This is a genomic window from Chryseobacterium sp. UNC8MFCol, from assembly GCF_000482305.1.
Taxonomy (GTDB): domain Bacteria; phylum Bacteroidota; class Bacteroidia; order Flavobacteriales; family Weeksellaceae; genus Chryseobacterium; species Chryseobacterium indologenes.
This window is the reverse complement of record NZ_AXUZ01000019.1, coordinates 1-25,547: the sequence shown is the minus strand read 5'-3', so window position 1 is coordinate 25,547 and position 25,547 is coordinate 1. Positions and strand designations below refer to the sequence as shown.

General features: G+C 34.2%; 26 protein-coding genes and 1 rRNA gene. 21 read left to right on the top strand and 6 right to left on the bottom strand.

The genetic code is table 11. The features are described from left to right. Positions 1–9 precede the first annotated feature (9 nt). From M030_RS0113200 to M030_RS0113100, 21 genes are all read left to right on the top strand, one after another. Positions 10–270, top strand: a complete 261-nt coding sequence (locus tag M030_RS0113200) for a hypothetical protein (RefSeq protein ID WP_130867846.1) — start codon at positions 10–12, stop codon at positions 268–270. Between the two features lie 11 nt (positions 271–281). After that, entirely contained in the window at positions 282–764 is a 483-nt protein-coding gene (locus tag M030_RS24970; protein WP_051585063.1) for a hypothetical protein, read from the top strand. Positions 765–776: 12 nt separating this feature from the next. Continuing rightward, the gene (locus M030_RS0113190; protein WP_027373939.1) at positions 777–1,370 is read left to right on the top strand and encodes a T6SS effector amidase Tae4 family protein; all 594 of its coding nucleotides are present in this window, start codon (positions 777–779) and stop codon (positions 1,368–1,370) included. A gap of 10 nt (positions 1,371–1,380) precedes the next feature. Beyond that, complete coding sequence (locus tag M030_RS0113185; RefSeq protein WP_027373938.1) at positions 1,381–1,845, top strand: hypothetical protein; 465 nt, start codon at positions 1,381–1,383, stop codon at positions 1,843–1,845. Between the two features lie 43 nt (positions 1,846–1,888). Beyond that, positions 1,889–3,064, top strand: coding sequence for a hypothetical protein (locus tag M030_RS0113180; protein ID WP_027373937.1), 1,176 nt, complete (start codon positions 1,889–1,891; stop codon positions 3,062–3,064). A 4-nt stretch (positions 3,065–3,068) separates the two neighbouring features. Beyond that, entirely contained in the window at positions 3,069–3,524 is a 456-nt protein-coding gene (locus M030_RS0113175) for a hypothetical protein (RefSeq protein ID WP_027373936.1), read from the top strand. A 27-nt stretch (positions 3,525–3,551) separates the two neighbouring features. Next, positions 3,552–4,355: a hypothetical protein gene (locus M030_RS0113170; protein WP_061084640.1), complete on the top strand. Its 804-nt coding sequence runs from the start codon at positions 3,552–3,554 to the stop codon at positions 4,353–4,355. Positions 4,356–4,359: 4 nt separating this feature from the next. After that, the gene (locus M030_RS24965; protein WP_051585060.1) at positions 4,360–8,673 is read left to right on the top strand and encodes an N-acetylmuramidase domain-containing protein; all 4,314 of its coding nucleotides are present in this window, start codon (positions 4,360–4,362) and stop codon (positions 8,671–8,673) included. 1 nt (position 8,674) lies between these two features. Then, on the top strand, positions 8,675–9,598 hold the full coding sequence (locus M030_RS0113160; RefSeq protein WP_130867841.1) for a hypothetical protein: 924 nt from the start codon (positions 8,675–8,677) through the stop codon (positions 9,596–9,598). Between the two features lie 134 nt (positions 9,599–9,732). Further along, positions 9,733–10,200, top strand: a complete 468-nt coding sequence (locus M030_RS0113155) for a hypothetical protein (protein WP_155860251.1) — start codon at positions 9,733–9,735, stop codon at positions 10,198–10,200. A 55-nt stretch (positions 10,201–10,255) separates the two neighbouring features. Beyond that, positions 10,256–11,026 carry a hypothetical protein gene (locus M030_RS0113150; protein ID WP_027373932.1) on the top strand — a complete coding sequence of 257 codons (771 nt, stop codon included), beginning with the start codon at positions 10,256–10,258 and terminating at the stop codon, positions 11,024–11,026. A gap of 28 nt (positions 11,027–11,054) precedes the next feature. Beyond that, the gene (locus tag M030_RS0113145; RefSeq protein WP_027373931.1) at positions 11,055–11,549 is read left to right on the top strand and encodes a DUF5991 domain-containing protein; all 495 of its coding nucleotides are present in this window, start codon (positions 11,055–11,057) and stop codon (positions 11,547–11,549) included. A gap of 247 nt (positions 11,550–11,796) precedes the next feature. Next, a complete protein-coding gene (locus tag M030_RS25775; protein WP_027373930.1) occupies positions 11,797–12,069 on the top strand; it encodes a hypothetical protein in 273 nt (90 codons plus the stop codon). Positions 12,070–12,124: 55 nt separating this feature from the next. Continuing rightward, the gene (locus tag M030_RS0113135; RefSeq protein WP_027373929.1) at positions 12,125–12,607 is read left to right on the top strand and encodes a hypothetical protein; all 483 of its coding nucleotides are present in this window, start codon (positions 12,125–12,127) and stop codon (positions 12,605–12,607) included. A 33-nt stretch (positions 12,608–12,640) separates the two neighbouring features. Continuing rightward, positions 12,641–13,135 (top strand): hypothetical protein, encoded by a 495-nt coding sequence (locus tag M030_RS0113130; protein ID WP_027373928.1) that lies wholly within the window; start codon positions 12,641–12,643, stop codon positions 13,133–13,135. Positions 13,136–13,180: 45 nt separating this feature from the next. Next, on the top strand, positions 13,181–13,999 hold the full coding sequence (locus M030_RS24960) for a tetratricopeptide repeat protein (RefSeq protein ID WP_051585058.1): 819 nt from the start codon (positions 13,181–13,183) through the stop codon (positions 13,997–13,999). 22 nt (positions 14,000–14,021) lie between these two features. Next, positions 14,022–14,654, top strand: a complete 633-nt coding sequence (locus M030_RS0113120; RefSeq protein WP_155860250.1) for an XAC2610-related protein — start codon at positions 14,022–14,024, stop codon at positions 14,652–14,654. Positions 14,655–14,692: 38 nt separating this feature from the next. Further along, entirely contained in the window at positions 14,693–15,949 is a 1,257-nt protein-coding gene (locus M030_RS0113115; protein ID WP_027373926.1) for an XAC2610-related protein, read from the top strand. 109 nt (positions 15,950–16,058) lie between these two features. Beyond that, a complete protein-coding gene (locus M030_RS0113110; protein ID WP_027373925.1) occupies positions 16,059–16,484 on the top strand; it encodes a hypothetical protein in 426 nt (141 codons plus the stop codon). Positions 16,485–16,561: 77 nt separating this feature from the next. Continuing rightward, the gene (locus M030_RS0113105) at positions 16,562–17,068 is read left to right on the top strand and encodes a hypothetical protein (RefSeq protein WP_155860249.1); all 507 of its coding nucleotides are present in this window, start codon (positions 16,562–16,564) and stop codon (positions 17,066–17,068) included. Between the two features lie 140 nt (positions 17,069–17,208). Beyond that, complete coding sequence (locus M030_RS0113100) at positions 17,209–18,504, top strand: MFS transporter (protein WP_228375233.1); 1,296 nt, start codon at positions 17,209–17,211, stop codon at positions 18,502–18,504. 65 nt (positions 18,505–18,569) lie between these two features. On the opposite strand, the gene M030_RS0113095 is transcribed toward M030_RS0113100, so the two are convergent. The 6 genes from M030_RS0113095 to rrf all read right to left on the bottom strand — a co-directional run bounded on the left by M030_RS0113095 (position 18,570) and on the right by rrf (position 25,355). Continuing rightward, positions 18,570–19,079, bottom strand: coding sequence for a ferritin (locus M030_RS0113095; protein WP_027373922.1), 510 nt, complete (start codon positions 19,077–19,079; stop codon positions 18,570–18,572). Between the two features lie 127 nt (positions 19,080–19,206). Then, entirely contained in the window at positions 19,207–19,653 is a 447-nt protein-coding gene (locus M030_RS0113090; protein ID WP_027373921.1) for a hypothetical protein, read from the bottom strand. A gap of 177 nt (positions 19,654–19,830) precedes the next feature. Beyond that, positions 19,831–20,838, bottom strand: a complete 1,008-nt coding sequence (locus M030_RS0113085) for a hypothetical protein (RefSeq protein ID WP_027373920.1) — start codon at positions 20,836–20,838, stop codon at positions 19,831–19,833. 139 nt (positions 20,839–20,977) lie between these two features. Beyond that, the gene (locus M030_RS0113080) at positions 20,978–23,629 is read right to left on the bottom strand and encodes a 4-alpha-glucanotransferase (RefSeq protein WP_027373919.1); all 2,652 of its coding nucleotides are present in this window, start codon (positions 23,627–23,629) and stop codon (positions 20,978–20,980) included. 127 nt (positions 23,630–23,756) lie between these two features. Continuing rightward, entirely contained in the window at positions 23,757–24,920 is a 1,164-nt protein-coding gene (locus M030_RS0113075) for a T9SS type A sorting domain-containing protein (protein WP_027373918.1), read from the bottom strand. 327 nt (positions 24,921–25,247) lie between these two features. Then, positions 25,248–25,355: ribosomal RNA gene (gene rrf / locus M030_RS0113070) — 5S ribosomal RNA — on the bottom strand. Positions 25,356–25,547: the final 192 nt, after the last annotated feature.

Here is a 25,547-nt window from a genome sequence, read left to right as displayed (position 1 = left end):
AAACTAATCATGAGACTCTATTTATTACCACTGCTGATCAGCATTATTGCTATGAGCTTTACGACTATAGCGGCTTACAATATCATGGATTTCATCAATGCTCCGATGACAGAAGACAGCCACGAAAATATGCCCATGGAAAATGTCATTGAATCTTTATTTCTGGGATTTTTAGCTTTTATCTTATCTTTTTATGTATCCTTAAGAGCTTTAAGACAAAGGAAAAAGAATAAATATCCGTTTAACCAGCTATACAAAAATGACTTATAAAACTCATTATCATGGCGATTATAAAGAATGCAAAAAATATCAATATACAGGTTTCAAATAATTATACCTCGCTCAGTAAGGTTTCTCATGAGGAAGCCCAGCAGGTGACTATTGAGGCTACCAAGCAAAACCTGGAATTATCCAGCCAAAAAAAAGCAATATTGCAAGGTTTTGGAAAAGGAGGAGCATTGACTGAGGATGAGAATAAATCTGAAGGGCAAATAACAGAAATGTATTGGGCATATGGGGATGAGGAAAATCATCTGACAGATTCTTCCAGGTTTTATGTAGACATGGACCTCATTGTAGAAACTGAAGGTTATGAAGACGGAGAAAGCATAGAGGTGACGATTAAAGCTGAAGATGGGGAGCCTATTGCTGAAGGTCTTGACGAACTTACTCTTACAGGAACGGTAAAAAAAGGGCAGATCATATTCAAGGAGCCTTTAAAGGCTTACACGTTAACGATAAGGGATGATAAAGAAGAATCCTAAAAAGTACAGGCTATGAATATAGAAAAATTGATTCCCATTTTGCTGGAGCAACAAAGAAAGTTTGTTGCGCAGTCTGGTGGAAAAACGACTACACCTATTCAAATAAAGAGGCCTAGCTGGAAAGATGTTTATGAGGGTTATCCCAAATCCGGCAACGATGACAAGCCTGCCACAGAGGTTTTCCCAGAGCTATTAGGAAAAGACTATGATACAAAAACCTTTGGAAATGCTTGCGCAACAAGAGTTTCTTTGGGATTAATAAACGGAGGAATGAAAGTTAAAACTGCTTTTAAAATTACTAACAAAAAGCATACTTTTTACAATAAAGGATTTCAGACAAGTGCTAGTGGTTTACAATCATGGTTAATAAAACCAGACGTTTGGGGATCTCCGGATGTGACCGTTAAGGGACCTTCAAACATTACTGCTGTAGCCGATAAAATCAATGAGGGTAAAATAAAAAATGGTGTTTACATTATACTTGGTGGATTTGGTGATGGAATTTCCGGACATGCAACTCTTTGGATTGGAAATAATAGAAATGTAATAGGTGGACATAATTATGTCGATTATGGAGGGACCGTTTATTTTTGGGAATTAAAATAATATATAAATAATGAAGCATATTTTAATCATTTTAAGTATTACTCTTCCAACGTATTTGTGGAGCCAGCATAATAAGATATTTTCTCAGGTTATAAACAAACTACAAAATGACAACAGAACATTTAAACAGTTTGCCGAACTTGGAGGAATATACTGCGCAGATCTTCATTCATCAAAAAAAACAGACCTTTTTACAGATAAGTATTTAGCATTGTTTAATTCATTATATCCTTTACCTCGATTGATAAATGACAGTATACTTAAAATGAATTATCAATCCTTTAGCAAACAGCACTATACAAAAAAAAATAATTGCTCTTGTATTTATTCTGTTAAAAATAAAAAGCTGAAAGCGATGTATGTAAAAACTGTTAAAGATAAAAATTCATATCATGACAATAAAGATTATTATCTGGAAGAAGATATGAAAGACTATTTAAAAGATTATATGATAGATGGGAATCGATTTAAATAGAAAATAACAAACATAAGCCACCAAAACACAAATCAATATTATTATGCCTGGAGTAGAATTTGACAAAAAAAAAGAGACCCAACGTAAGGGCATTGAGCCTACCAAGGTTAAAAGTATTAAGCTCCTTACTCCGTTGGATAATGGCTCCGCCAATGAAGAAGCGAGTCCCATAAAGACACAGCCAGGATTTCTGTTTGGAAAAACTTATAGATTCCAGGTCGTTACTTACACCAATCTTCCGCCTCAGGATAAGAAGAAGATCAGGTGGAAATACAAATATTATAGTCCGTCAAAAAATAAATGGATAGAACATCTGTCCACTATCACCGGAGAAATTTATAGTCTTCATCTGAATGAAAAGGATATGTGCGGCAGCTACATTTATGTAATGGCTTATATTAACGATGAAGCATCAGAAGGCCGTTTAAAAATATGGCATCACAACAGATTCAGATGGTTCAACGAAGCTATGTTTGAAGCAGAATTAAAAGTAAGAACTGACGATAAACATCCGGAAAGAATAAACCAGTCAGGAACTTCTCTCTGCGGAATGGCTTGTGTATTCTATTTGTTTGCAAAGGAACAGCCTGCTGCCTATAAAAAATTTGCAAAAGAACTGTTCAGAACCGGAGAATCTACTTATAAGAGCTATACAGCAAAACCAAGTATTGATATTCTGGAAAAGAAAATCAATACCAAAGGATTTCCGCTGAATACTTCGGATATGCCTTTAGTGGATTATGTCACAATGGCATCCACAAGAAATACCGATAATCCAAAATATAAGGGCGGAGATGAAGAATTTCAGGCAATCAACTGGCCTAATGTAGTTATTAACCTCTGCGAAAAGCTATTGGGTTATAGTGACGTACATTCCAAAGGAGTATACAATCCTATAAAACCACTGGCGACAAGCACCATGGAAATGCAGATTAAAATTGATGATATCAATAAACAGCTTAGTAATGGATACAGGCTAATGTTGATGATAGATTCGGATCTCATACAGGATATATGGGATAAAAAATCTTTTGATCTGCATTGGGTTGTATTGGAAACCCCGATAACCTGGGACTATGAACCCGGTTTCTTTAAGAGTAAAAAGGATGAAGTCATGTTTAAGGTATATTCATGGGGAACCAAAGATACCTATCTTGAGGCTCCCATATCATGGCAACATTTTATGATGAATTACAATGGCTATATAAAAATGAAATAATACAATGAAAAATATCATAGTAATGATCACCGGCATGTTCTTTTTGTTTACTTCATGTGTAGACGAAAAAAAACAAAAAGTACAGGATCAGGAACAATGTTCCCAAAACAAAAATATTGAATTCAAATATGATTCATTAACTCTTAAGTTTATGGATAAATACAAAAATGTCAATTTGGATAAGGCTCAGATTTTCCATATTAAAAACGGGAAATCCATCTTATTGCCCCATACTTTAAAACAACAGGATTCACAATTAAAAATTAAAAATATAACCGGGTTACAAACTACAGACACTTTGGAAGTGAAGGTAGCAGAAAACCTGAATTTCAAATTATACAATTTTAAAAACATGCCCTATTACGGAGGCAAGCAAATGCTGGGCTGTTGCCTTGGCCAATATATGATAAAGGATAAGAAAATAGACGTCCCTTATTATGATATATTAAACATATACTAATAAAAACACCTGAAAACACAATTAATCATGACTTCCCCAATTTCGGACATATTCCCCACTTCTACCTACTTCGTACAGGATAAATGCACGGTAAAAATAGGTCGCGAGCAGCATGACGGGCAGCTCTCATACACTTTGTATATAGAGCCATGGAAAAAAGAGGGTAATGAAATATTGATCAACAGGACCAACCTTAAGATTAATAACCAGGAAATAGACACTAAATTTCTCGAGGTATCCAACACCTATATGGAAGCACTTTTTCCGCTGGTCTGTGTGGTACAGAAGTATAGCCTGGTTATTCAAAATATAGATGAAATCAGAAAACGGATCCAAAAAGCAGATATAGACGTTCACAATATCTACAGTGGTGATGGGACCGAGCATATAAGGACCCGGTTTTTTGAGGCGATACAAACGGATGAAAAGTTAAGTCAGTTTATCAGACAGCTGCATTTTATGAAAATGCTTGAGTATAGCTTACAAAAATTCAATCCTAAAAAACACTATGAAACTTCCTGGAAAATTCTCCCGATAGGAAATTCTGAATGGAAAGGCGAAACCCGCTATCAGAAAGATGAAAACACATTATCATTCGAACCTAAAATCAATAATGCCCAGGATATCATGAATGATATTATCAGATACATTCATAAGTATGACTACGACGTCAATTTTGATGAAGAAACACTCCCACTCTATGCAGATCTTCAAAATACCATCAGCTACACCGGGAAAACCGGTAGAATTGAAAAAGCAGAAAACATTGTGTGCATAGAAGCGGAAGATAAATTTTACTACCAACAGATTATCACCATCGAAACAAAATAATAATATGTCAGCACCTATCCCATATACAGTTCAGAGCGGAGAAACGCTGCAGGATATCGCCAAAAAATTGGGGATCAAAGACTGGACAAAACTGAAAGACTATCATAATGCCAATTCCGAAACGAAGGTTGGTAATACTCCTTATACAGGCTTTTCCCTTATGACTCCGCCTCCTGATGAGGTGTATGGACTCAATGGTGAGACTCCTCCACCCGATCCTGCCCAGGAACAAAAAACGGCAGAACAGAAACAGGAAGAGGAAAAAAAGAAGGAAGAAGAGAAAAAGAAAAACGAACAGGCTTCCAAAAGTGACCACGACGGAAAATACTTTGTGGTACATGGTGCCAAATGCATCTGTGATCAATCCATTCCCCCTAAAAAAACAGCAGATTTACAAGTTACTTCCCATGCAATTATCGTCCTGAACGATCAACAGGGTAAATTGGCCGCCACAGAAGAAGATAAAACATTTATGCCTCCCGCTGAAACTTTCGGAAAATGTAAAATGAAACCAACGGCAGGTGGTTATCTTCCGTGTGCTGTAGCGCCTGCACCCAAATGGGACAAAACCTATGACAGTACTCAGGTCATGGGAAAAAATACACTGACAGAAATCTCTCAATTAACGTGTACTGCAGGCGGAATAATCACCATAGCTAAACACGGGCAGACTGATTCTGTGAGCAACGCCCATGCCGACAATACCAACCCGGCAGAACTGGCTATGGTAAATCCGGCAGTGGATCAGCCTAAAAAAAAGGAAGAATATCCTTCCGTGACTTCTATTGTCTTAACTGCCATAGAAAACAGACTTAGTTTTAAAGAAATAGATTCCAAAAATAAAAGTGGTATCGTTTACCTGCGTAAAGACGAAGAAGCATCTTTTAAAGCCAATCTGAAAAGCGGAAACAAACAACTCACCTCGTGGATGGTTTACAGTGACCATCAGGGTAAGAAAGAGAACAGAATATTTTTAAGAGAACAAATCGGAACCGAGTTTTCCCAAAGTTTCGAAGGATTGGGAAAATTCAGGATTGAAGGATACGGCAAACCTAAAACCCCGGAATTTGAAAAAGGAAAATTTGATAAATGTGATCCTACCTGTTCTATCGATGTTGAAGTAGTAGAAAACACCCTTCTCGATCTTGAGTCTACATCCGCAGATTTTACTACCCGTATCGACCCCTCTAAAAACAGAAAGTTTAGGAAAGGCGTTCCTTCTGTGTTCAGAGCAAAATTTTTCATTCCTGATCTTACGGAAGAAGAAAAATCAAGGCTTACACTTGCCGTATTCGATGGAGCGGGAAATGCTATTACGGAAGGCGTTCACATCAATGGTGACACCCTAACCTTTATTCCTCAGAACACTAAAGCGAAATACAGTATTCTGGCCCGTTATATCAGCGAAAACGGGGAAGCCATAGAAAAAAAGATGTCAGGAGAAAGTGAAGGCAATGCGGTTTTAGGTATCAGTCATGGTGCCGAAGTCGTAAGACCGGGAACTTCGATGTCTTTCAGTGTTTCTAAAATGAAATATAAATTGGGTGATGAGAACTCTCCTTTTGGGCTGACTCCCGGAGAATCAGCAGACATCAAATGGAACCTGGACGGTGTACTCATCGGAAACGGGAAAAGTATTACCATCCCCGGAGTACGCGTCACTCCCGGGAAGCATGTTGTAGAAGCATACAGCATGGTAGCCAACGCTACCGGAAAAAACGCCAAAAAAGAAGATGACGACTGGCATTTTGAGGTGAAGGAAAACGATGTGGTAAGCTTTACCGTCAGCGGTACTCCCAAAGTGGGTAAACCTATGACCGCTACTGTTGACAAAATGATATTTCCGGATCTTCTTCCCAGCGAAATAGTACAATGGCAGGGATTCTCTAATGCCGTTACCGGAAAATCCATCAATTTTACTCCAAAGAAACCCGGTACATTAACGATTACCAGTAAAATAAAAGGGAAAGGTTCCACCCAAACCATCAATGTAGTACAGCCTGTGATCAACGATATTCAGTTCACAGACAGCAACGGAAGTAAAATAGACAAAGCCGGCTGGGGACAAAAAGTAAATATCCGCATCGATCACAAAGGTCTCGATAACGAAAAATTAACCATCGTACTCTGGGATAGTGACGCGGTACAGGATGATCCTGTAAAGACCATTACCATTCCTGCTTATGATGGAGGATTAATTCCGGTTACCTTAGATGCTGATATGAAAAATAAGGCGGGAAACCAGGGATTGATCTACGTTAAAATCACCGCTCCCGATGTTGTAGCCATTGGAGAAGGATTGCCCTTCCCTAAAACCTATAAACTGGATGTTCAGGATAAAAAAGAAATTTTCAATGCCAAGTTAGGCAGTGAAGACGGCAGCGAAAAACATACGGTAGTAGATTATGATGAGATCAGTTATTTCTACGCCAACAGCCGCGGAATAAAGCCTGATGAAAGCTTATTCCTGGAAATAAGGGATTCTGTATTAGGGAGAGATCCCCTGCTCTTACAGCAGGTCAATGTTAAAGCTGATCAGAATGGAATCATTAAACAAAAAATTATATGGAACGGTATAAAAAATAAAGTAAATTTATTGACCGTTTATGCCATCGTGAAAGAAAAGAACCAGGACGGAAAAGTTTTATACGATGCAGATGGTGATTTCTCAATGGCTACCGCTAAGCTGAAGAAAGGGAGTACGCTGGTTAAGATTGTTGAGAATAAAGGTGCGGTGAAAGTGGGGGATCAACCAATTGGTGGATCTAATTGTGGTGGCAAGTTCTGTATTAAAAAGGGAAGCCCTAAGAGCGAATTGATCAGAGAAATCAATATCCGCTTAGCTGGATTTGGTGGAAATGTTCCAACAGATGAGTTTACGGACAGAACAGAAAAAATGGTAAAACAATTCCAACGGGATTATATGAAAGTTCCAGAAACAGGAAAAGTCTGTGGAAATGTACTCAAAGCAATTGATGATTTTACTTCGAAATGGGCTGAAAAAATATCAGATTATACATGTTTATGTAATGGAATAAAAAGTATTCCAAACAAATGCTCAGGATTTGGAAAAGGTCAATATAAAGATCAATATTCAAGTAAAACTCACGTTGAAAAATATCATAAATATGAAAGACCTGGAATGCATAGAAGTTTATTATGGGGAGTGAGCGCCTTGAAATATTATTTAAGTATACAAAATGAATATAAATATTCTAGTATTACTGCAGGATACAGATGTTGGGAACACAATAAATATGCTGGTAGAGCAACTACTAACCATATGGGAAAAGCTGTAGATATACAGTTCTTAAAAAACAATAAACTAGTTGCAGGGAAAAAAGAAGAAAACCTACCTATTCTAAGAGATATTCGTGACAAATTTTATACAAAATATTTAGACAGTAAATATAATTGGCTTAATGGAAATAATAATTTTTCTTTAGAGCCGTTTGGATTAGGAAATGGGCAAACTTGGAGCTGGATCCACATGGATGTACGTGAATTTGATAATGTTTATCTAGATGATAAATTTTTTACTAAAACTCAAGATTCACTTACAGGAAAAAGCCTAACCCAACTTGCCAATGAATTGGGACTAAAAGATATGTGTAGTTGTATGGGCGGAGGATTAAGCACCAATAGCAATTCTAATTCAAAAGTAGGAGAATGTATTTGCTTTAAACAAGGTAAAGTGAAAACAGCATGTATAGGTAAAGGCAGCCCTATTACTAATGATATTTATAAAAAAGAAGCAGATAGATTAGGTATTGAGTTAGCAATGATTCAGGCTATCGCAAAGCAGGAATCAAAGAGAGAGAGTTTCTGGAAAGAAGGGCAAGCTACTATCCTATTTGAAAGACACAAAATGTGGGAATATCTAGAAAAAGATTTAAATAAGACAAGATCTGAACTTGAAAAATTACAAAAAGATGATCCCTCGCTTGTAAATGAGCTGTCAGGAGGTTATGGTAAATATTCCGAGCAATACGACAAACTAGATAAAGCTAAAAAAATTGATAATACAACCGCTTTAAAAGCTTGTAGTTGGGGTAAATTCCAAGTGATGGGTTTCAACTATTCAGTAGCCTTTAGCACACCTGAAGAAATGGAAAAAGCTGTAAACCTTTGTGAAATTCAGCAATTTTACTTTTTTGTTGGATATATTGAAAATACTATTGGAATGATAACCGCTATGAAAAATAAAAATTGGGAAGATATTGCTTCTAAATATAACGGAAGTAAATGGAAAAAAAAGAATCCTGACTATGCTTCGAATATTGAAACCTACTATAATGAATATAAAAAAGATAAATAAAATGAAAATAAAACTTTTTTTCATTTCAATGATATTGAGTGTATCGTTATTAGCTTGTAAAAAACATCTGCAAAGCCAAGCAACCATTATCAATGAACCAAATAAGCAAGAAAAAGTTATAGACTCCTTACTTGTTGATATCAATAAAGATGGTCAGCCTGATAAGGTTATCATTTCTGAAAAAACACCAACGGCCAACAGAACAATTGCCGTGCAGCTTAATAGCCAAAATACATATAAAACAATAAGTTCAAATAATAAAATCATTGCCTGTTCAACATGTGGTGTTCAGTCAGGTGACCCTTATGTGAGTTTAAAAGCGACAGATACAGGATTTGATCTTATACAGGAGGACATAGTCTATTCATTTAGCTTCAAATCCAATGAAGTTTTTTTAGAAAAAATAGATCTCCTGAAAACTAAGCAAACGTCAGAAGGAATAGATGAACAGCATGAGATTTATACCCCTGAGGATTTTGGTTCCCTTACCTTAAGTAACTTTAATGATGACATCATTCTCAAACTTAACAACCATTCAAAACAAGTATCTCTACCCATACAACAGGAAGATTTAGACAAATTCGAATGGGAGGCAGATAATTCTCTGGGTAATTATAACAGCAAATTATCTTTGGAAAAATATGGAGATATTAATATAACCCTAGCCAAAAATGATAATACTGATGACGTATTTTATACATTATTTACAATGGATAATAAAGGGAAAACAATTGACTCTTTAAAGGTAGGTTATGCAGATGACGGCTACCCTGAATCCAATAAAAGAGAGTTAACAACATTTTCAATTGGTAAAAATTACTCTATTGTTTTGAAAAAATTTAATAGAGTTGATTATAAAAATGTATTAAAAAATACACAAGAATATAGTATTTCTACCAATGGTACTTTCTTAAAGAAAAAATAGTGAGAACCATTATCTGTAGATAATAAATGAAAAGCCTGATAATTATTATTTGTATTTTAAGCCTGTTTTCTTGCAAGAAGGAACAGAGGAATATAAATGTAAGTCGCAACTCTGATATCTCTATACATGAGATAATGGAGAAAAACAAGTATAATCCACAAGAAGTTACTGATCATTTAATTTTCACCAAAGATAGAAACAATACACATCAAATTAATACAGCAATCCTAAACTATATACAAAAAAACACAACTGCTCAACAAAACCAATATACTTTAGCGTTGGAAAAATATGTCACTCAAGAAATTATTAAATTTTATGATGATAAAAATAGTCCTTGGAAAGAAGAAGAACTTATTAAAATAATAGCTTTTGCTGCTAATACTACTGATCCGTTACATCAAAAATTTTGGAAAGAATCACCAGACAATTGGCACAAAGGAATGTGGGGAAATATTTTAAGCTTCTGTTGTTTGACATATCCTAAAACTCTATGGATTAATTTTCAAAATCAAGTTAAAAAAGAAAATTACTATAACCTACCACATATCAAAGAAATGATTTCTTATGCATCTGAGTTTGATAAATTTGGTCCACCTTAAGACTACTAATTATAAAGATCACTAGTATGAAGATTTTTGGGATTAATTAATAGTTATGAAAAAAACAATAACAATATTTATCACACTCTTTTTATTATCATGTCAAGGGCAAAAAAAAGAGGAAGATAATAGTATCAAAATAGAAAAAGAAGCATTAAAATCTGAGACTTCAGGTCAAGCAATTACTACAGAAAATCTCACTCAATTAACCAAAATTAATTGTGGCCAAGAAAATTCTGAATCTTCTAATTACAGTTTAAATTGTAAAAATTTTAATATTTCAAATACAACGATTGAAGGAAGTGACAAAAATAGATATGAACTTATTACTTTTGTTTTTAATGATATAGAAAAAGCTATTATAAGGAAAATTAATAATGAAGACTTAGAAACCTCGGTACCTACAGTCTACTTTTCAGATGCATCTAAAAACTATGTAATATTCTTTCCAATAAATGGTGATAATCATTTTGGATGGAAATTATATCTATATAAAAATAAAGTTTTATATCCCCTGGGACAAAGAGTTATGTATTGGAAACCTGAGTACGAAGAATCAACTGTTAATTACTCGGATATACTAAAAATTTATGAATCAGGAGAAAGTATTTTAATAGAGATTCCAGATAAATATATTATCAAAAATGATAATGATTATAAAAACTATCCAAACTATTCTGAAGGAAAATATTATGAGAAAGGAGACAAGTTATACTACGAGTTTTCCACATCAAATATAGAATATTACAAAAAGTATAAAAATGGGCTTTTTGAAGGTGATTATAATAAAATGATCAATAATAAAATCATTGATTTGATAAAATAAACGTACATAAACAACAGTATTTTTTGAAATGAAAAGCCTAATTATCATCTGCATTTTAAGCTTGTTTTCTTGTGAAAAAGCAAAGGAAAATACAGTTACTATTTCAAAAGAAACCGTTCGGAATAAAAAATATCCCGGAGATTCTTTGCTTTCAGAATCTGCAAAGGCAATCGATAATCATTGGCTGGGCAATTACAACTTAAATATAGATTACGGGAAATTAGACAATGTATCAGAAATGTCTATTGACTATGATATTGAAATTAGTAGCGACAAATGTACTTTTTCAGGGATGGGGTACAAAACTTACTTTACCGATTTATGCAAAATAGAAGAAAATGGAAAGCAATTGATATTAAAATATGAAAAAGCAATTGATGGGGATGGTTTTTCTGATCATTCTAATCTTACCACTCTGGGAACTATCCTGTATAAAGAGGGAAAATACTATTTAAAAAGCCCTATTGTAGCTGATAAAAAATGGAATTATAACAGTGAGCTAGTGTTGACAAAAAAAGATTAAATAGGTAAAATACAAAGCGGTTTAATGAATGAGAAATATAATAAGCAGATTATCATATATCAGTTTCTTCTTTATAATAAGTTCATGTCAATTTAAAGAGGAAAAACAGCCGAATAACAGCAATGTTCCTAAAATAATTAATATTCCTGAAACCTCTGTTTGGTCGTCTGATTGTAAATCAGAAAAGTACATCAGTATTAAAACTAATATCAATAATGTACAATTTACAATTCCCAACCGGTTCTCAATGAATTCTCAGTTAAAAAAGGTAGGAGTTAATAAATATGAACTATATTTTACTGATTTCCCACCACTCATCCCACTACCTGATGAAATGCAAATTTGGGATAATTTAGAAAACAAAAAACCGGTTGCTTATTTTGAAATGATTGACAATTCTAAAATGAATTTGACATGGTTTGGATTTTATTTAAAAAAAACAAAAATATATATACAAACAGAAAATCCATTTAGTAAAGAAAATAGTAACATAGCAAGTCTTATTAAATGCTCTGAATAAAAATTTCAACCTAAGATTTAATAAAATACATAGAGCCATTATCCCTAAAAAATAAATGAAAAACCTAATAGTTATCATATTCATTTTAAGCTTGTTTTCTTGTAAGAAAGCACAAGAGCACAAAACAACCATTTCAAAAAAAGTTGGCTCCAGTAAGACATTATCAGAAGATTCATTGGTTTCACCTGGATCACATATCGATAAATCTCAAAAGGCAAATGACATTATTTGGCAGGGCAACTATCATTTTGAAGCATCCAATAGAGATGAGGCAAAAACAAGTTTCAATATTGTTATAAAGTCCTTAGATAATATTTCAGTCAATATAAATGATGATGGGAGTAAAGAGAGTTATTCTAATGTCAAAGCTGAACTTATTAATAACGACAAAATAAAAATCATCTATAATTCTTCATTTCAACATGATATGGGCACAATTTATATTGAAAAATCAGACAATGAATATTATATTTCAGGAAACCCTGTTTACTTTATCAATCCTGGAAATAATGAAATGCCTTTACAAAAGATAAAATAATAGATTCTATCTTAATTTAATAAAGTACGTAGTTTGGTAGCAAAACACCTCCACATATCACTTTTATTATTTCTGGCTTTCTCATGTAAAGATGCCAAAACATCTGTTACTCAAGTTATCAACGCTGATACTGTTACTTCAAGACAAAAAACTCCGTCTTCATTACACACCATCGCAATTAATAAAAAATGGTACGGTATTTATAAAGTTCGATTTAATTATGGAAAAATTGGAGGAATGAATGCCGGGTGGGATTTAGAGATCAATATAACTGGTGAAAATAGTATAGCGTCAGGCAATGGTTATCAAATTGGATTTAAAGATGAGCTAACGGCAACAGAAGAAGGAAATAAATTGATATTAAAACATAAAAAAAATCTTGATGGCTATACTCTTGGAAAAAATATGGATCCAGAGTTCATTTTAATAGAAGACAACGGAAATTTTTATGTTCAGTCTGAATGGATAGATTCTGATATCATTACAAAACCAGAAAAGAATGGGTTTAAAATAGCCAAAGATAAATGACAATAAAAATGACTATATTCAGCTGATCTTTTGCAAACATCAATCATGAAAATAAATATCATATTAGCCTTACTTTCTTTATTCATTTCATATAATTTACATGCAATGAACAAAGTACAAAAAACTGATTGCAAGGTACAAGTACAGGGAAAAGATATTATCTTACTTTGCCACGACAAAACGATTATTTATAAAAATTTGGTCATCAATGAAATGTCTGTTTCCACAGACTTTGTACAAGGCAAAAACAATGAATTTTCTTTGATTTATGAATTGGATGCTTCAGTAACTAAGGTTAAGGAAAAGTATAATTTTGTTTATTCAGATCGTGGAATTTTCCTGATATATAAAGAAGTTATAAAATATGGGAAAAACGGTATTATGGGAAACCGAATTTATTTTGATGTTTTCAACATGCAAGATAAAAATTATGAAAATCTGCAATCACTGGGAGATCAATTAGAAGAAACATTTACTCAAAATAATGCTGCAGTAAATTATTTTGACTTTCAAAATAAAAAATTTGCTAAACAAACTTTCAATACATCTAATGAGGATACTTTTATCAACTATCCTGAATCCTCCCAAAATGCATTGGTTATTACAGATGTGGAAACTGCCAATAACCTGGCATTTGCATTGGAACAAAAAGAAGGATATAATGAGTCTCTGTTCATATTACAAAATATAATTTCTCAATATCCCGACAGAGTTGTCGCCTATTTGAATTTAGCCGATATTGAATGGGTATTGAATCATAAAAATGAGGCAGAAAAATACTATAAGCTCTACCTATCCCTTATGAAGAACCAGAAAAAAGACTTAAATAGAATTCCTCAAAGGGTTTATAATAGAATAAAATAACATGACTCTCTGAAAGCTGATAATGAAATTTTTAATATCCTCTTTTATACTTATATTTCTTGGGTATTGTATAAAGTCGAATACTACTCATCTCCAAGAATTTAAAAATGCCTCATCTGTTTCTTATAAAGTCATGAACAACCGTGATGAGTTTAATTTTTTAATATCTGTATTGGAAAAAGATCAAAATAACAGACCCTCTTCTTTAAAAATAGAGATTATCAAAAATTCTAAGAATTTCCAAAACATAACGTATAATCCAAGCGCTTGGCCTGTAATTAAAGATCCTCTAGCTTTAACCCGTGCAAATTATTTTGCGAATGATACTGTTATAAATGATGGTGTGGAACATTTCCATGATTTTATTATTGCTGATTTCAATTTTGACGGACGTGAGGACTTTGCAATTCTTTATGATTTTGGAGGCAATGGAGGACCTTCATATTCATATTTTTTCCAAAATGAGAAGGGCGAATTTCTATCAAATAAAGAGTTTCCATTAAATGAGGGACCATTTCCAAAAATTATCAATAAAGCTGATAAAACCTTAGTTATAAAAAGACCAAAGGGCTGTTGTAAAACCAATACAACAGTTTTCCAATTACAAAAAAATAACTGGAAAATAATTTCCACGACAGATGAAGCTATGGAATAATCTAAGGTTTATCTAAAAAACACAAAGAAATTGATCTAATGAGAAATATAATATTTATTGTACTTGTAATATTTTCAGTATTAAATTCCTGCAAAAAAACGGATAATGTAACAAAGGTTGAAGCTAAAAAGGATTTAAAAAAATTTCTAAAAATTCCATTATCAGAAAATGAAAATGTTTTTATTGGAGAATTAAGTACAATAAACGATTCCTTACATGAAGACTTTACTATTAAAGAAACTCAGGATTCTATTTTTGTATTCCAAAACTTTCTGGAATCTGATAATTTTGATGATAAAGAAATTCTTGTTGAAAAACAAAATCCTATAATGCAGATTGATTTAAAATATAAGATTGCTCTCTTCTTTAACGGGACAGAAAAAGAAAATAAATTTATTCCTTTAAATTTTAGTATCCCTGTAACAATAAATAATGAATCCCCAATACCTGCTTTTTCAAAATTAAAAAGTAATAAACAACTACAGGATTTTATTTTGAAAAACAGTTTAAAAATAAAAGAAAAAGCTTATCAGTATTATGTAAACTATTACAATAATATCCCTTCTGAGGAACTTAAAACCTGCTGTCCTGACGATTTCAATAACTTCAATAAAGTCAAAAAAATAAAGAACCTCTCATCCCTAGATATAGAAAAAAATTTGGGAATGTATATTGATTATGAATCTATAACCATTACTATAGTGGGTAATCAAAAATACAAGCCTATTGTTTTTACAAAAACGAATGAAGAAATCAATTCTGACTCTGATGAACAGCAAGCTGTTACAACAACCCAACCAGATAACAAATGTGAGCTTGGTAAACTTTCGGATAAATATAAGTTTGTTTTAGAAGCCGGAGAATATAAAAATGAAAAAGAACAAACATATCCAATTTCAGCATGGGTTATTGTAATTAATAAAAAAAGTGGAAAATCACAGGAAATTCATTTTGAACCAAATTCGTGGGCAACTTATAGTAACTTACCTTGTGACCGTTTTTTTGTTAAAGATTTCAATTTTGATGGTTTAGAAGATTTTGCATTTGTTTGGGATGAAGGCGGAGCCGGAAAATTATATGAATATTATTTTCAGGATGAAAAAGGTAACTTCTCTCCTGTAGAATCTTTTCCTTTACAACATGGAATGTTGGCAGAAAATATTGATATAGCAAATAAAACAATAACAACTCAAAGTATCGTGGGATGCTGTCATATTAATCTGAATAAATATAAACTCAATACCAATGGCACCTGGGAAACATCTTCAGAACAACGAAAGGTGAAAAGAAATTAACAAACTATTCTAAAAAATGGAATTATAATAATGACTGTTAATGATAAAAAAGAACTAACCGTATATACATTTTCAAAATAGCAAAACACCCACTTACCAAATACAAATAATGAAATTGAACATTTTAATCACTTCAGCTTATTTATTTTTAATCAGTTGTAAAACTCACGAAGAAAATAAAAAGTATACTACCAAAGAATCGGCTACCGAGAATATTAAATCACTTGATTCTAAATTTCAAGGTGAATTTTCATCCACAGTAGAAACTGAAGAAACAACTTCAGGTACAGCAAGCATTACCTATCACTTCAACATAAAAAATGATATAGCAGTACTCACAACGACGACTTATCATGAACCTATAAGATGTAATGGAAATTATAAAGTTGTTGAAAATAATGGTATTTTAGAATTGTTTTACGCAGGCGATGAAGAAAGCTGTCAGTCAAAAAATTCAAAATCAAGCTGGAAAACAAAAAATATTACCTACAAGGTCTTGGTGGAGAAGCTACTTTTAATGAATGGATTGAACTGACAAGAATAAAAAACTAGAAAAAATGTTTCCCATTAAAATTTTATCATAAACATATAGCCCTTTTCATATTAATGGTGTTGAGTGTATCGTTATTAGCTTGTAAAAAACATCTGCAAAGCCAAGCAACCATTATCAATGAACCAAATAAGCAAGAAAAAGTTATAGACTCCTTACTTGTTGATATCAATAAAGATGGTCAGCCTGATAAGGTTATCATTTCTGAAAAAACACCAACGGCCAACAGAACAATTGCCGTGCAGCTTAATAGCCAAAATACATATAAAACAATAAGTTCAAATAATAAAATCATTGCCTGTTCAACATGTGGTGTTCAGTCAGGTGACCCTTATGTGAGTTTAAAAGCGACCGATACAGGATTTGATCTTATACAGGAGAACATAGTCTATTCGTTTAGCTTTAAATCCAATGAAGTTTTTTTAGAAAAAATAGATCTTCTGAAAACTAAACAAACATCAGAAGGAATAGATGAACAGCATGAGATTTATACGTCAAAAGACTTTGGAGTAATGAGTTTAAGTAAATTTGATGATGCAATTTTTCCCAAACGTAACGATACACATTAATGTATTTTGAAAATATTTCACACCAAAAAATACGGCATTGCATCAGGAATCAAATTTAATTTCAACAAACATTTCTAAACAAACTCATGATTTTCATATTTTGTATATCTTAGATTAAATTATACAGATACCAAAGTAATATGGAGATGCCCACTTTTACCCGGCCGAGGCAATTAAACAAACATGATATCAGAACATTGATCCTGTCTTCTTTTGGAGGAATGTTGGAGTTTTATGATTTTGTAGTCTTTATTTTTTTCGCAAAAATCATCGGAGAACATTTCTTCCCGCCTACCTTAGATTCTTTCTGGGCATCCATGAATACTTACGGTACATTTGCTGCAGGTTTTTTTGTACGGCCTGTCGGAGGAATGATCATGGCACATTTTGGTGATCTTTTCGGGAGAAAGAAAATGTTTTTCCTATCCATTGTACTGATGGTATTTCCAACGTTGGCCATAGGATTTTTACCAACCTATCAACAAATCGGATATTTTGCGCCTATATTGCTTCTGGTGGTACGGATTTTACAAGGCTTTGCTATAGGAGGCGAAATTCCTGCAGCCTGGGTATTTGTCGCTGAACATGTACCGGGGAACCGGGTCGGATTAGCAGATTCGATGATAACGGCGAGCCTTTCGATGGGAGTATTACTGGGGTCTGCCATTACTCTTTACATCAATACCTCCTTTTCAGCAGAAGAAATTTTCAACGGAGCCTGGAGGTATCCTTTCATCCTGGGAGGTTTATTTGGTATCATTACCATCTTCCTCCGCAGGTATCTCAAGGAAACCCCGGTTTTTATTGAAATGAAGGAAAAGAAAACGTTAAGCGAGAAAATCCCATTGCAAAAGATCTTTCAGTCTCATCTTCCGGATATCAGTTTTTCCCTTCTGCTCACCTGGATTTTTACAGGTTGTTCTATCCTTCTCACCCTGATGATCCCCAATTTGATGAGTGATTTCTTTAGTATTCCAAGGAAAGATGCCATCACCATGCAAAGCTATACATTGATCAGCATTAGCCTGGGAGCTGTATTGGGAGGAATGATGTGCGACAGAAAAGGAGCAGGCAGAATGTTGATGCTCTGGAGTACCTGTTTCGGGATTTGCAGCTGGTTCTTCCTCCAGAAACTGATCCATGTGAAACCGGAAGGATTATCAATATTATACGCCACAACAGGTTTATTTGCCGGAGGAGTTTTAGGATGTATTCCATACATTATGATTCACAGATTTCCTGCGTCGGTGCGGATTTCCGGAATTTCGTTTTCCTACAATTTAGGGCAGGCCATTTTTGGAGGTATTACTCCGATGATCATCATTCTCATGGCAAAAGATTATCCTCAGGGAATATTGTTTTATGTTTTGTTTCTTGCTGTTCTGGGAATTTATTTGGGCTGGCGTACACTCGTAAAAAATAAGAAAAAAAAATAATCTCAATAAAAAAGCCGCTATTCAATGATAACGGCCTTTTATATTTTCTGAAAGATTGTTTAATCTTAAGCAGTTGTGTTCGGAGTAAATACTCTTTGTGATAATTCCTGATCAAAAAGATATAATGCCGACGGATTATCGCATACCATTTTAATCTTCGTTACATACTGAGAAGCACTTGCCTCCTCTTCTACCTGTTCGTTGATAAACCATTGCAGGAAAGATGTTGTCGCAAAATCGCCTTCCTCATTAGCATTCTTCACAATGTTGAAAATGCTTTTCGTTACAATTTTCTCGTGTGCCAGAGCTTTCTCGAAAATATCCGTTGCGCTGTCGAACTCATGTGGCGGTTTTGCAATTTCCCCGATAATGATTTCTCCTCCTACATCATTCAAATAATCGAACATTTTATCTGCATGCATTAATTCTTCTTTGCTTTGTACTCTGAAGTAGTTGGCAATTCCGTCAAGATCTTTCCCTGAAAACCAGGCAGACATTGAAAGATAATATTGAGCAGCATATTGTTCGTGAGCTATTTGTTCATTAATTAATTTTGCAATTTTTTCGCTAACCATAAGTATTAAATTTATAGTCAAAAATAGGGAATATATGCCCGACATCAAAGGTTTTACTTAAAATTAATACAAAAAGGATGGAACATTTTCCATCCTTACCACATTCAAAAATTGAAATTATGAACTCTTATTTTGGTTCAACAGCTCCGGTAGTCATTGGCTTTTTCATCATTCTCCTTTCTTTCATTGCCATCTTTCTTTTCTCCATTTTAGCATCTCTGTCAGCCTGCCATTTATCAAACTGTTGAGGAGTAAGAATTTTTTTCATATCAGCATCCATCTGTGCTCTTTTCACCTTCATTGCTTCCATCTTAGCCTGTTTGTCAGCCTTAGTTTTTTCAAACTCGGCTTTCATTTCAGCTTTTCTTTTGTCCTTAAGGGCTTTTATCTGGTCAACCTGAGACTGATTAAGGTTAAGATCTTTTTGCATTTGTGCTAAATGTTCCTGTTCTTTTTGCTGCATTTTCTGCTGCATCTCTGCTCTCCTTGCTTCCCTATCCTGTGGAGTAGTTTGTTGTGCCATTGCAAAACTTCCCATTCCTATAAACGCTATTGCTAAAACTAATTTTTTCATTTTTAAAAATTTAATTAATTGTTATATACCTTTTTGATTAACAATTAAAATCTAAGTTAAATTAACGCATTCATAAATAATGTTAAATTTTAACTAAAATAAATTAAAAATAAACACAAAAAAGGACAGATTTATAAAAACCTGTCCTTCACACCACTTAAATATAATATATGAAAATTAATTCCTAACTAAACTCCCTCGAAATCCTCCGTTATTACCACGGTTTTCCTGTCTTGGAGCTGAATGTTCTGATCTTCCTCTGAATCCTCCTCCTTCATTTCCACGGAATCCGCCGTTATCCTGTCTTTTGGGGGCTTCCCTTCTTACTTCATTATTCTCTCTGAAACCGCCACCATTTCTAAAACCTCCATTATTGCCAGCATTTCCTTTAAATCCTCTATTGTCTGAGTTGTCTCTGAATCCTCCGCTATGGTTTGAATTTCCTTTGAACCCTCCATTATTATTAGAGTTATCCCTGAAACCACCGGTATTATTATTTCTTGTTCCTACATTATCATTCCTGAAACCGCCTGAATTGTTGCTTCCATCTCTTACCGGCCCACGGAATCCGTTGTCTCTTCTGATAATATCAAACGTAGGATTATCCATTCTGCGGAATCTTGACCTGTCCATCCTGTAGATGTTGATATTTACATTTCGATATCTTGGCATTACAGCATATCTCGGAACATAATAGGTCCTTCTGTAATTCTGGAAATAAACGACAGGATTCATCCCTCTGTAATAATCGTTTCTGAAAACTACAAAAACCCTTGGTCCTAAAATCCTTTCCAGTGCATAAAATCTATCATAATACCATCTGTCCGGATTATATCTGTAAAAATTATCCCACGCTGCGAAACTCGCATATAGATTATTCAATCTGATAATCTGATCAATCTGCCAGCGGCTTAATCTGTTCTGTACAAAGAAACCATTCCAGTTGATATTGACAATACTATTTCTGTAATCGTTATAGTAATTCTGGTAGTAATCACTTGGATAATAGTCCTGAGGATAATTGTAATAATAATCATCAGGAAAATAGCTTCTGTCATCTTCATTGCTATAATAGCCTCCATCATTCTGATAATAACCATCATCTCCCCAACCATTGTTAGGATACTGCTGAGCGGACGTCAAGACGCCTAACCCGAAAGCTAATCCTAAAAATATTTTTTTCATCTCTATAGTTGTTAATTGGTTAATATATAGCAGAATATCTCAATTCTATCTTTTTGATAAAAATAAAAAAAAGAAGTTAAATCAAAAGATCAAACTTCTTTTAAATTATTTACAATCAACTGATAATCAATAATAAAAATTATGACCTTCCACTATCTTTCACCCAAAAAGCAATTTTTTCATTGAAAGCTTGTTTTTGCTTTAGATCTTCCAGCTTTATATGCATTCTGTATCGCCAATAATGTGGAAAAACTGCCGGATTATTAATTCTTTCATCATCAATATTTTTATTGGCAAGCGTAACGTCTGTGGCGAGGAATTCCTGAATCGGGAAAATAGCCAGCATCGCTTCATTATAGAGATGTTGCTTCATAATGATTTCTGAGAGCTCCGGGCTCAATTCAGCGGGAGCTTTTCCATACTGAATGAGCTGTTGGTTAAAATATCTTTGGGTGAGGGTAAGATCTTCTTTCCACCACTGTCTCAATGTGGAACTGTCGTGGGAAGAGGCTGTAACCACATTCATGTAATTTGCATATTTGGGGTTATAAAACGGAATATTTTCCGAAGGCATACGTTGAACTTTCAGGGCAACGATTCCCAATTCATCCATTACAACAGGAACGCAGGCAGGTACCATTCCCAAATCTTCACCGCAGATGAGCATTTTCGTAGCATTCAGGATGACAGGTAACTTTTCCATAGCCTTCTCATACCACAGATGATCCTGTCTTCTAAAGAAATAATCATGGTACAGATCATAAATACTTTTCTGCTCCGGTTCCGGCAAATATTGATAAGATTCTGTATTAAATACATTAAATCTCGGATGATACACCGTCTCCCCTTTTCTTTGCTCTACAAGGAACAAAACATTAGCACAGAGCGAAATTAACTGTTCCTCAAGTGAGCCTCGTGGGTTTTTTATGAAAAACTCGGCAAGTTTTCTTTGGGTACCAAATTCTTTTTTAAAGGAATAAGTTCCATCACCGTTATCATTGATAAACTCCAATGCTTTTTCACTGTTCTCGCCAAAATAATCCCATAAAATCTTATTGTTGATAAATGGTTGACAATATCTCTCCACATTAAAAGGAATCTGCCACGCTTTAAATTCCTCCAGAACAATAGGAACTGCCGGGTAAAAATAGCCTAATATTCCCTGAACTGCAGAAATGGGCATTCTCCAGATCCTGAAAAACCCAAGAATATGATCAATTCTCATGGCATCAAAATATTGCTCCAATGCTTTGAACCTGTTTTTCCACCATCGGTAATCGTCGGCCTTCATAGCTTCCCAATTATACGTTGGAAATTCCCAATTTTGCCCCAGTTCAGTAAACTGGTCCGGTGGAGCTCCCGCCTGAAAATCCATACCGAACAATTCAGGTTCTGTCCAGGCTTCTACTGAATATCTGTAAATACCGATCGGTAAATCTCCTTTTAACGAAATCCCCAGTTGATGAGCATAATCTACAGCATCTTTTAGCTGACAATGCAACTCATACTGTACCCAGGCATGAAGCATTGAGGCATCATAATCTTTAGACTTTGTGGTAAAAAACTGGGAGATCTTTCCTGCAATATATTTTTTATGTGTTTTCCACTCGTTGAAATTGGGGGTTTTATATTTATCCCTTAAAACACAAAATGCTGCGTATGGAACCAGCCAATGTTCGTTATCTTTGATAAACTTTTTAAAGTTCCGATCTTTATAAATTTTATCTTTTTCGGTATTGAACACAGCTTTAAGGTATTTCCATTTACCGGATATCATTTTTTCGTAATCAATCAGAGTAAGAGCATTTAATTGTTGTTTCTCAATACCATAGTCTTCAACTAACTCTTTCGGTAATGGGAATTCAAGCTTCTCCAATGAAATATATTGTGGATGTAAGGCGTAGACAGATACAGCGGCATAAGGGTAAGAATCGGTCCATGAATAATTGGCCGTCGTATCATTAATAGGCAAGATCTGAATAATACCGAGATTGGTATTTTTTGCCCAATCTGCCAGCTTTTTAATATCTGCAAATTCCCCGACTCCAAAACCTTCTTCGCTTCTCAGGGAAAATACAGGAACTGCAACTCCTGCATCATGATACATCTGATACCCTTTAAATCTAAAGTAATGATTAGAAACAATCTGCAGCACATCCGGCAACAGATTCGCAACCGTTAAACGGTTTCCGCCTGTTTCAACATCAATAACTCTATTTTCACTGATACTGTAAAGACAATATTTAAATTCTATCGGCTCATTTTCAGGAATATCAACAGAAACTTCCCAAACCCCAAAATCTGTCTGAGACAGATGAACAACTTTTCCATAATCCCAGCCTCCCAAAGACGGTGTGTTTCCAAATAAAACAATTTTCCAGTCCGGATTATAAATGGGAGCTTCAATTCTGAATAGATGCGTGTGCTTCTTTAAAATTGCTGCTTTTTCAGGAATAAAATCATGAAGCTTATTGTAAAGAATCTTATTGTTTAAATAATTCTCAGGAAAGTTTTTATTATTCCATTCATCAAAAATGATGAACTCCTTATAATTGTGCGGAAAAGAAAGCTGATGCTTAACAAATTCGTCTCGCAAAGTATTTCCCTTATGATCTACAACCCTGTAATGATAAGAAATCACCTTTGAAAAATAATCAACCTCACATCTCCATAAATCATTTTCTGCACAAAACATCGTATGGGCCTTAGCAGCAAATCCTTCATCACCAATGATCAGCTCCAGACTCTCTCCAGCTTTTACAATATATCCTACATTAAAATATAGCTTCATCTATAATTTTTTTTAAAATTACATTTTAATATCGAAAAATAAAACTTATTGTCTATCAAATAATCATTAAAAAACCTTCTCAAATATTTTGAAAAGGTCTTATATACTTCAAGTTAGGAGCTATCATTTATTCTGTGACAAGAATCTTTTTATTAAGCAAAACTTTTCCTGACTCATCATTAATACTTGCAATATAGGCACCCGTCAGAAGACCTTTGAGATCTATCTTCCGGTGTGTAGAACTATCTTTTACAGAAATATTCTGTGACATCACATTTTTACCCGACATATCAAAAATATTCAGCTTCATATTTCCCCTTACATTTTGACCGCCAGCTACAGTGATAGTATGTTCGGTAACCCTTGTTGGATAAATGTCAAGATTTTTAGCTAATACATCAGCTGAAGCCTTTTTATCATTAGCGAAATATTTACTGGCCAAATCATAAATATGCAGATTATCTTCTCCCGGAAGCTGCTTTGCCTGTAATGTAGACAGATCAACTTCATACATGGGCGCACCCTTAGCACTGGCGATAACCACTTTTCCCTGTGCATTCACTGCAGAACCGTTTACAGAGTAATTATCAGGCACTCCTGCAATTTTACCTATGAATTTAGCCTTCATCTCCTTAGCAGAGACTTTAAAAACGTTTCCGGAAGCCGCAAAAACGTAGAAATTATGATCAGCGTCAGCAATCATATCTCCTCCAAAGCCTGTCTGCATTTCAGTAAAAGAATTCCTGCCATTAGAAGCATCATCTTTTACAATTCCCAAATCATTCACTACATATTGTCCTCCTTTTTTACTTACCTGTAAAAATTGAGTCCCTGCATTATTAAGCGCGTAAATATTTCCATCATATCCTGTCGTCATCCTGGTTATATGGGAATTGATATCACATGACGATACTTTTCCTATATTATTATCAATAAGTGTAATCTCCTTTGTTTGGGGGTTAAAAACATAAATATTAGAAGAAAACATCGGCATATAGACAAGGTTATTGTTGGAAGGGTCATATGCCAGGGCTGCCATTGTAACCGCCTGAGAATTGTTGTAAGAATTCTTATCTTCTGTAATTATACCTTTTCTGGCCTGAGAAAATACCTGCACAGGAGAATCTGCCATAAAAATCTTTTCTCCTGAGGTACCATTCGTTACATCCAACGTACGAATATCATTGAAATTAATACTCTGGGTATTTTTTCCTGTAATTGCAAAAAGATCCTGGGCGTAGACATTCGTTCCAGCTGCCAACAATAAGAGAGGGAATAAAAGTTTTTTCATAATATATAATTTAGATTTGTAATTATTTTGGATATCACTAAGTTACATAATTTTCAAAATAAAAAGCAAAAATAAATAGATCATATAACAAAATCATCTATTCTCTACTGTTAATACAGTGTAAATACATAATCAGGAATACGATTTATAAATAAGTTGAAAATTGAGAATTGAGAGTTGAAAATGATCAATCAGGAATGATCTAGTGGATTAGGGCCTATAGGCTATAGCCTGTAACCTGTAAGCTATAATCTGTAACCTGTTCAGGTATAAAGCAAAAAAAAGTCTCACACATTGCTGTATGAGACTTTTTAAAAATAAAATAAAAACTGGCGGCGGCCTACTCTCCCGCGTTAGCAGTACCATCGGCGCTGGTGGGCTTAACTTCTGTGTTCGGAATGGGAACAGGTGAGCCCCACCGCTAAAACCACCCTAAAGGTTGTATATAAGATGTCAGAAGTAAGACTTCAGATGTCAGACTAATGCCTGAGATCCGAGAGATCATCTCTGATATCTGTTTTAAGCGATAAAAACTTTCACAAAGAGCTAACCTTGCTGCACTTTCTTGTGCGCCTTATCAGGCTATAAATCTACGGGTAATTAGTACTACTCGGCTATGACATTACT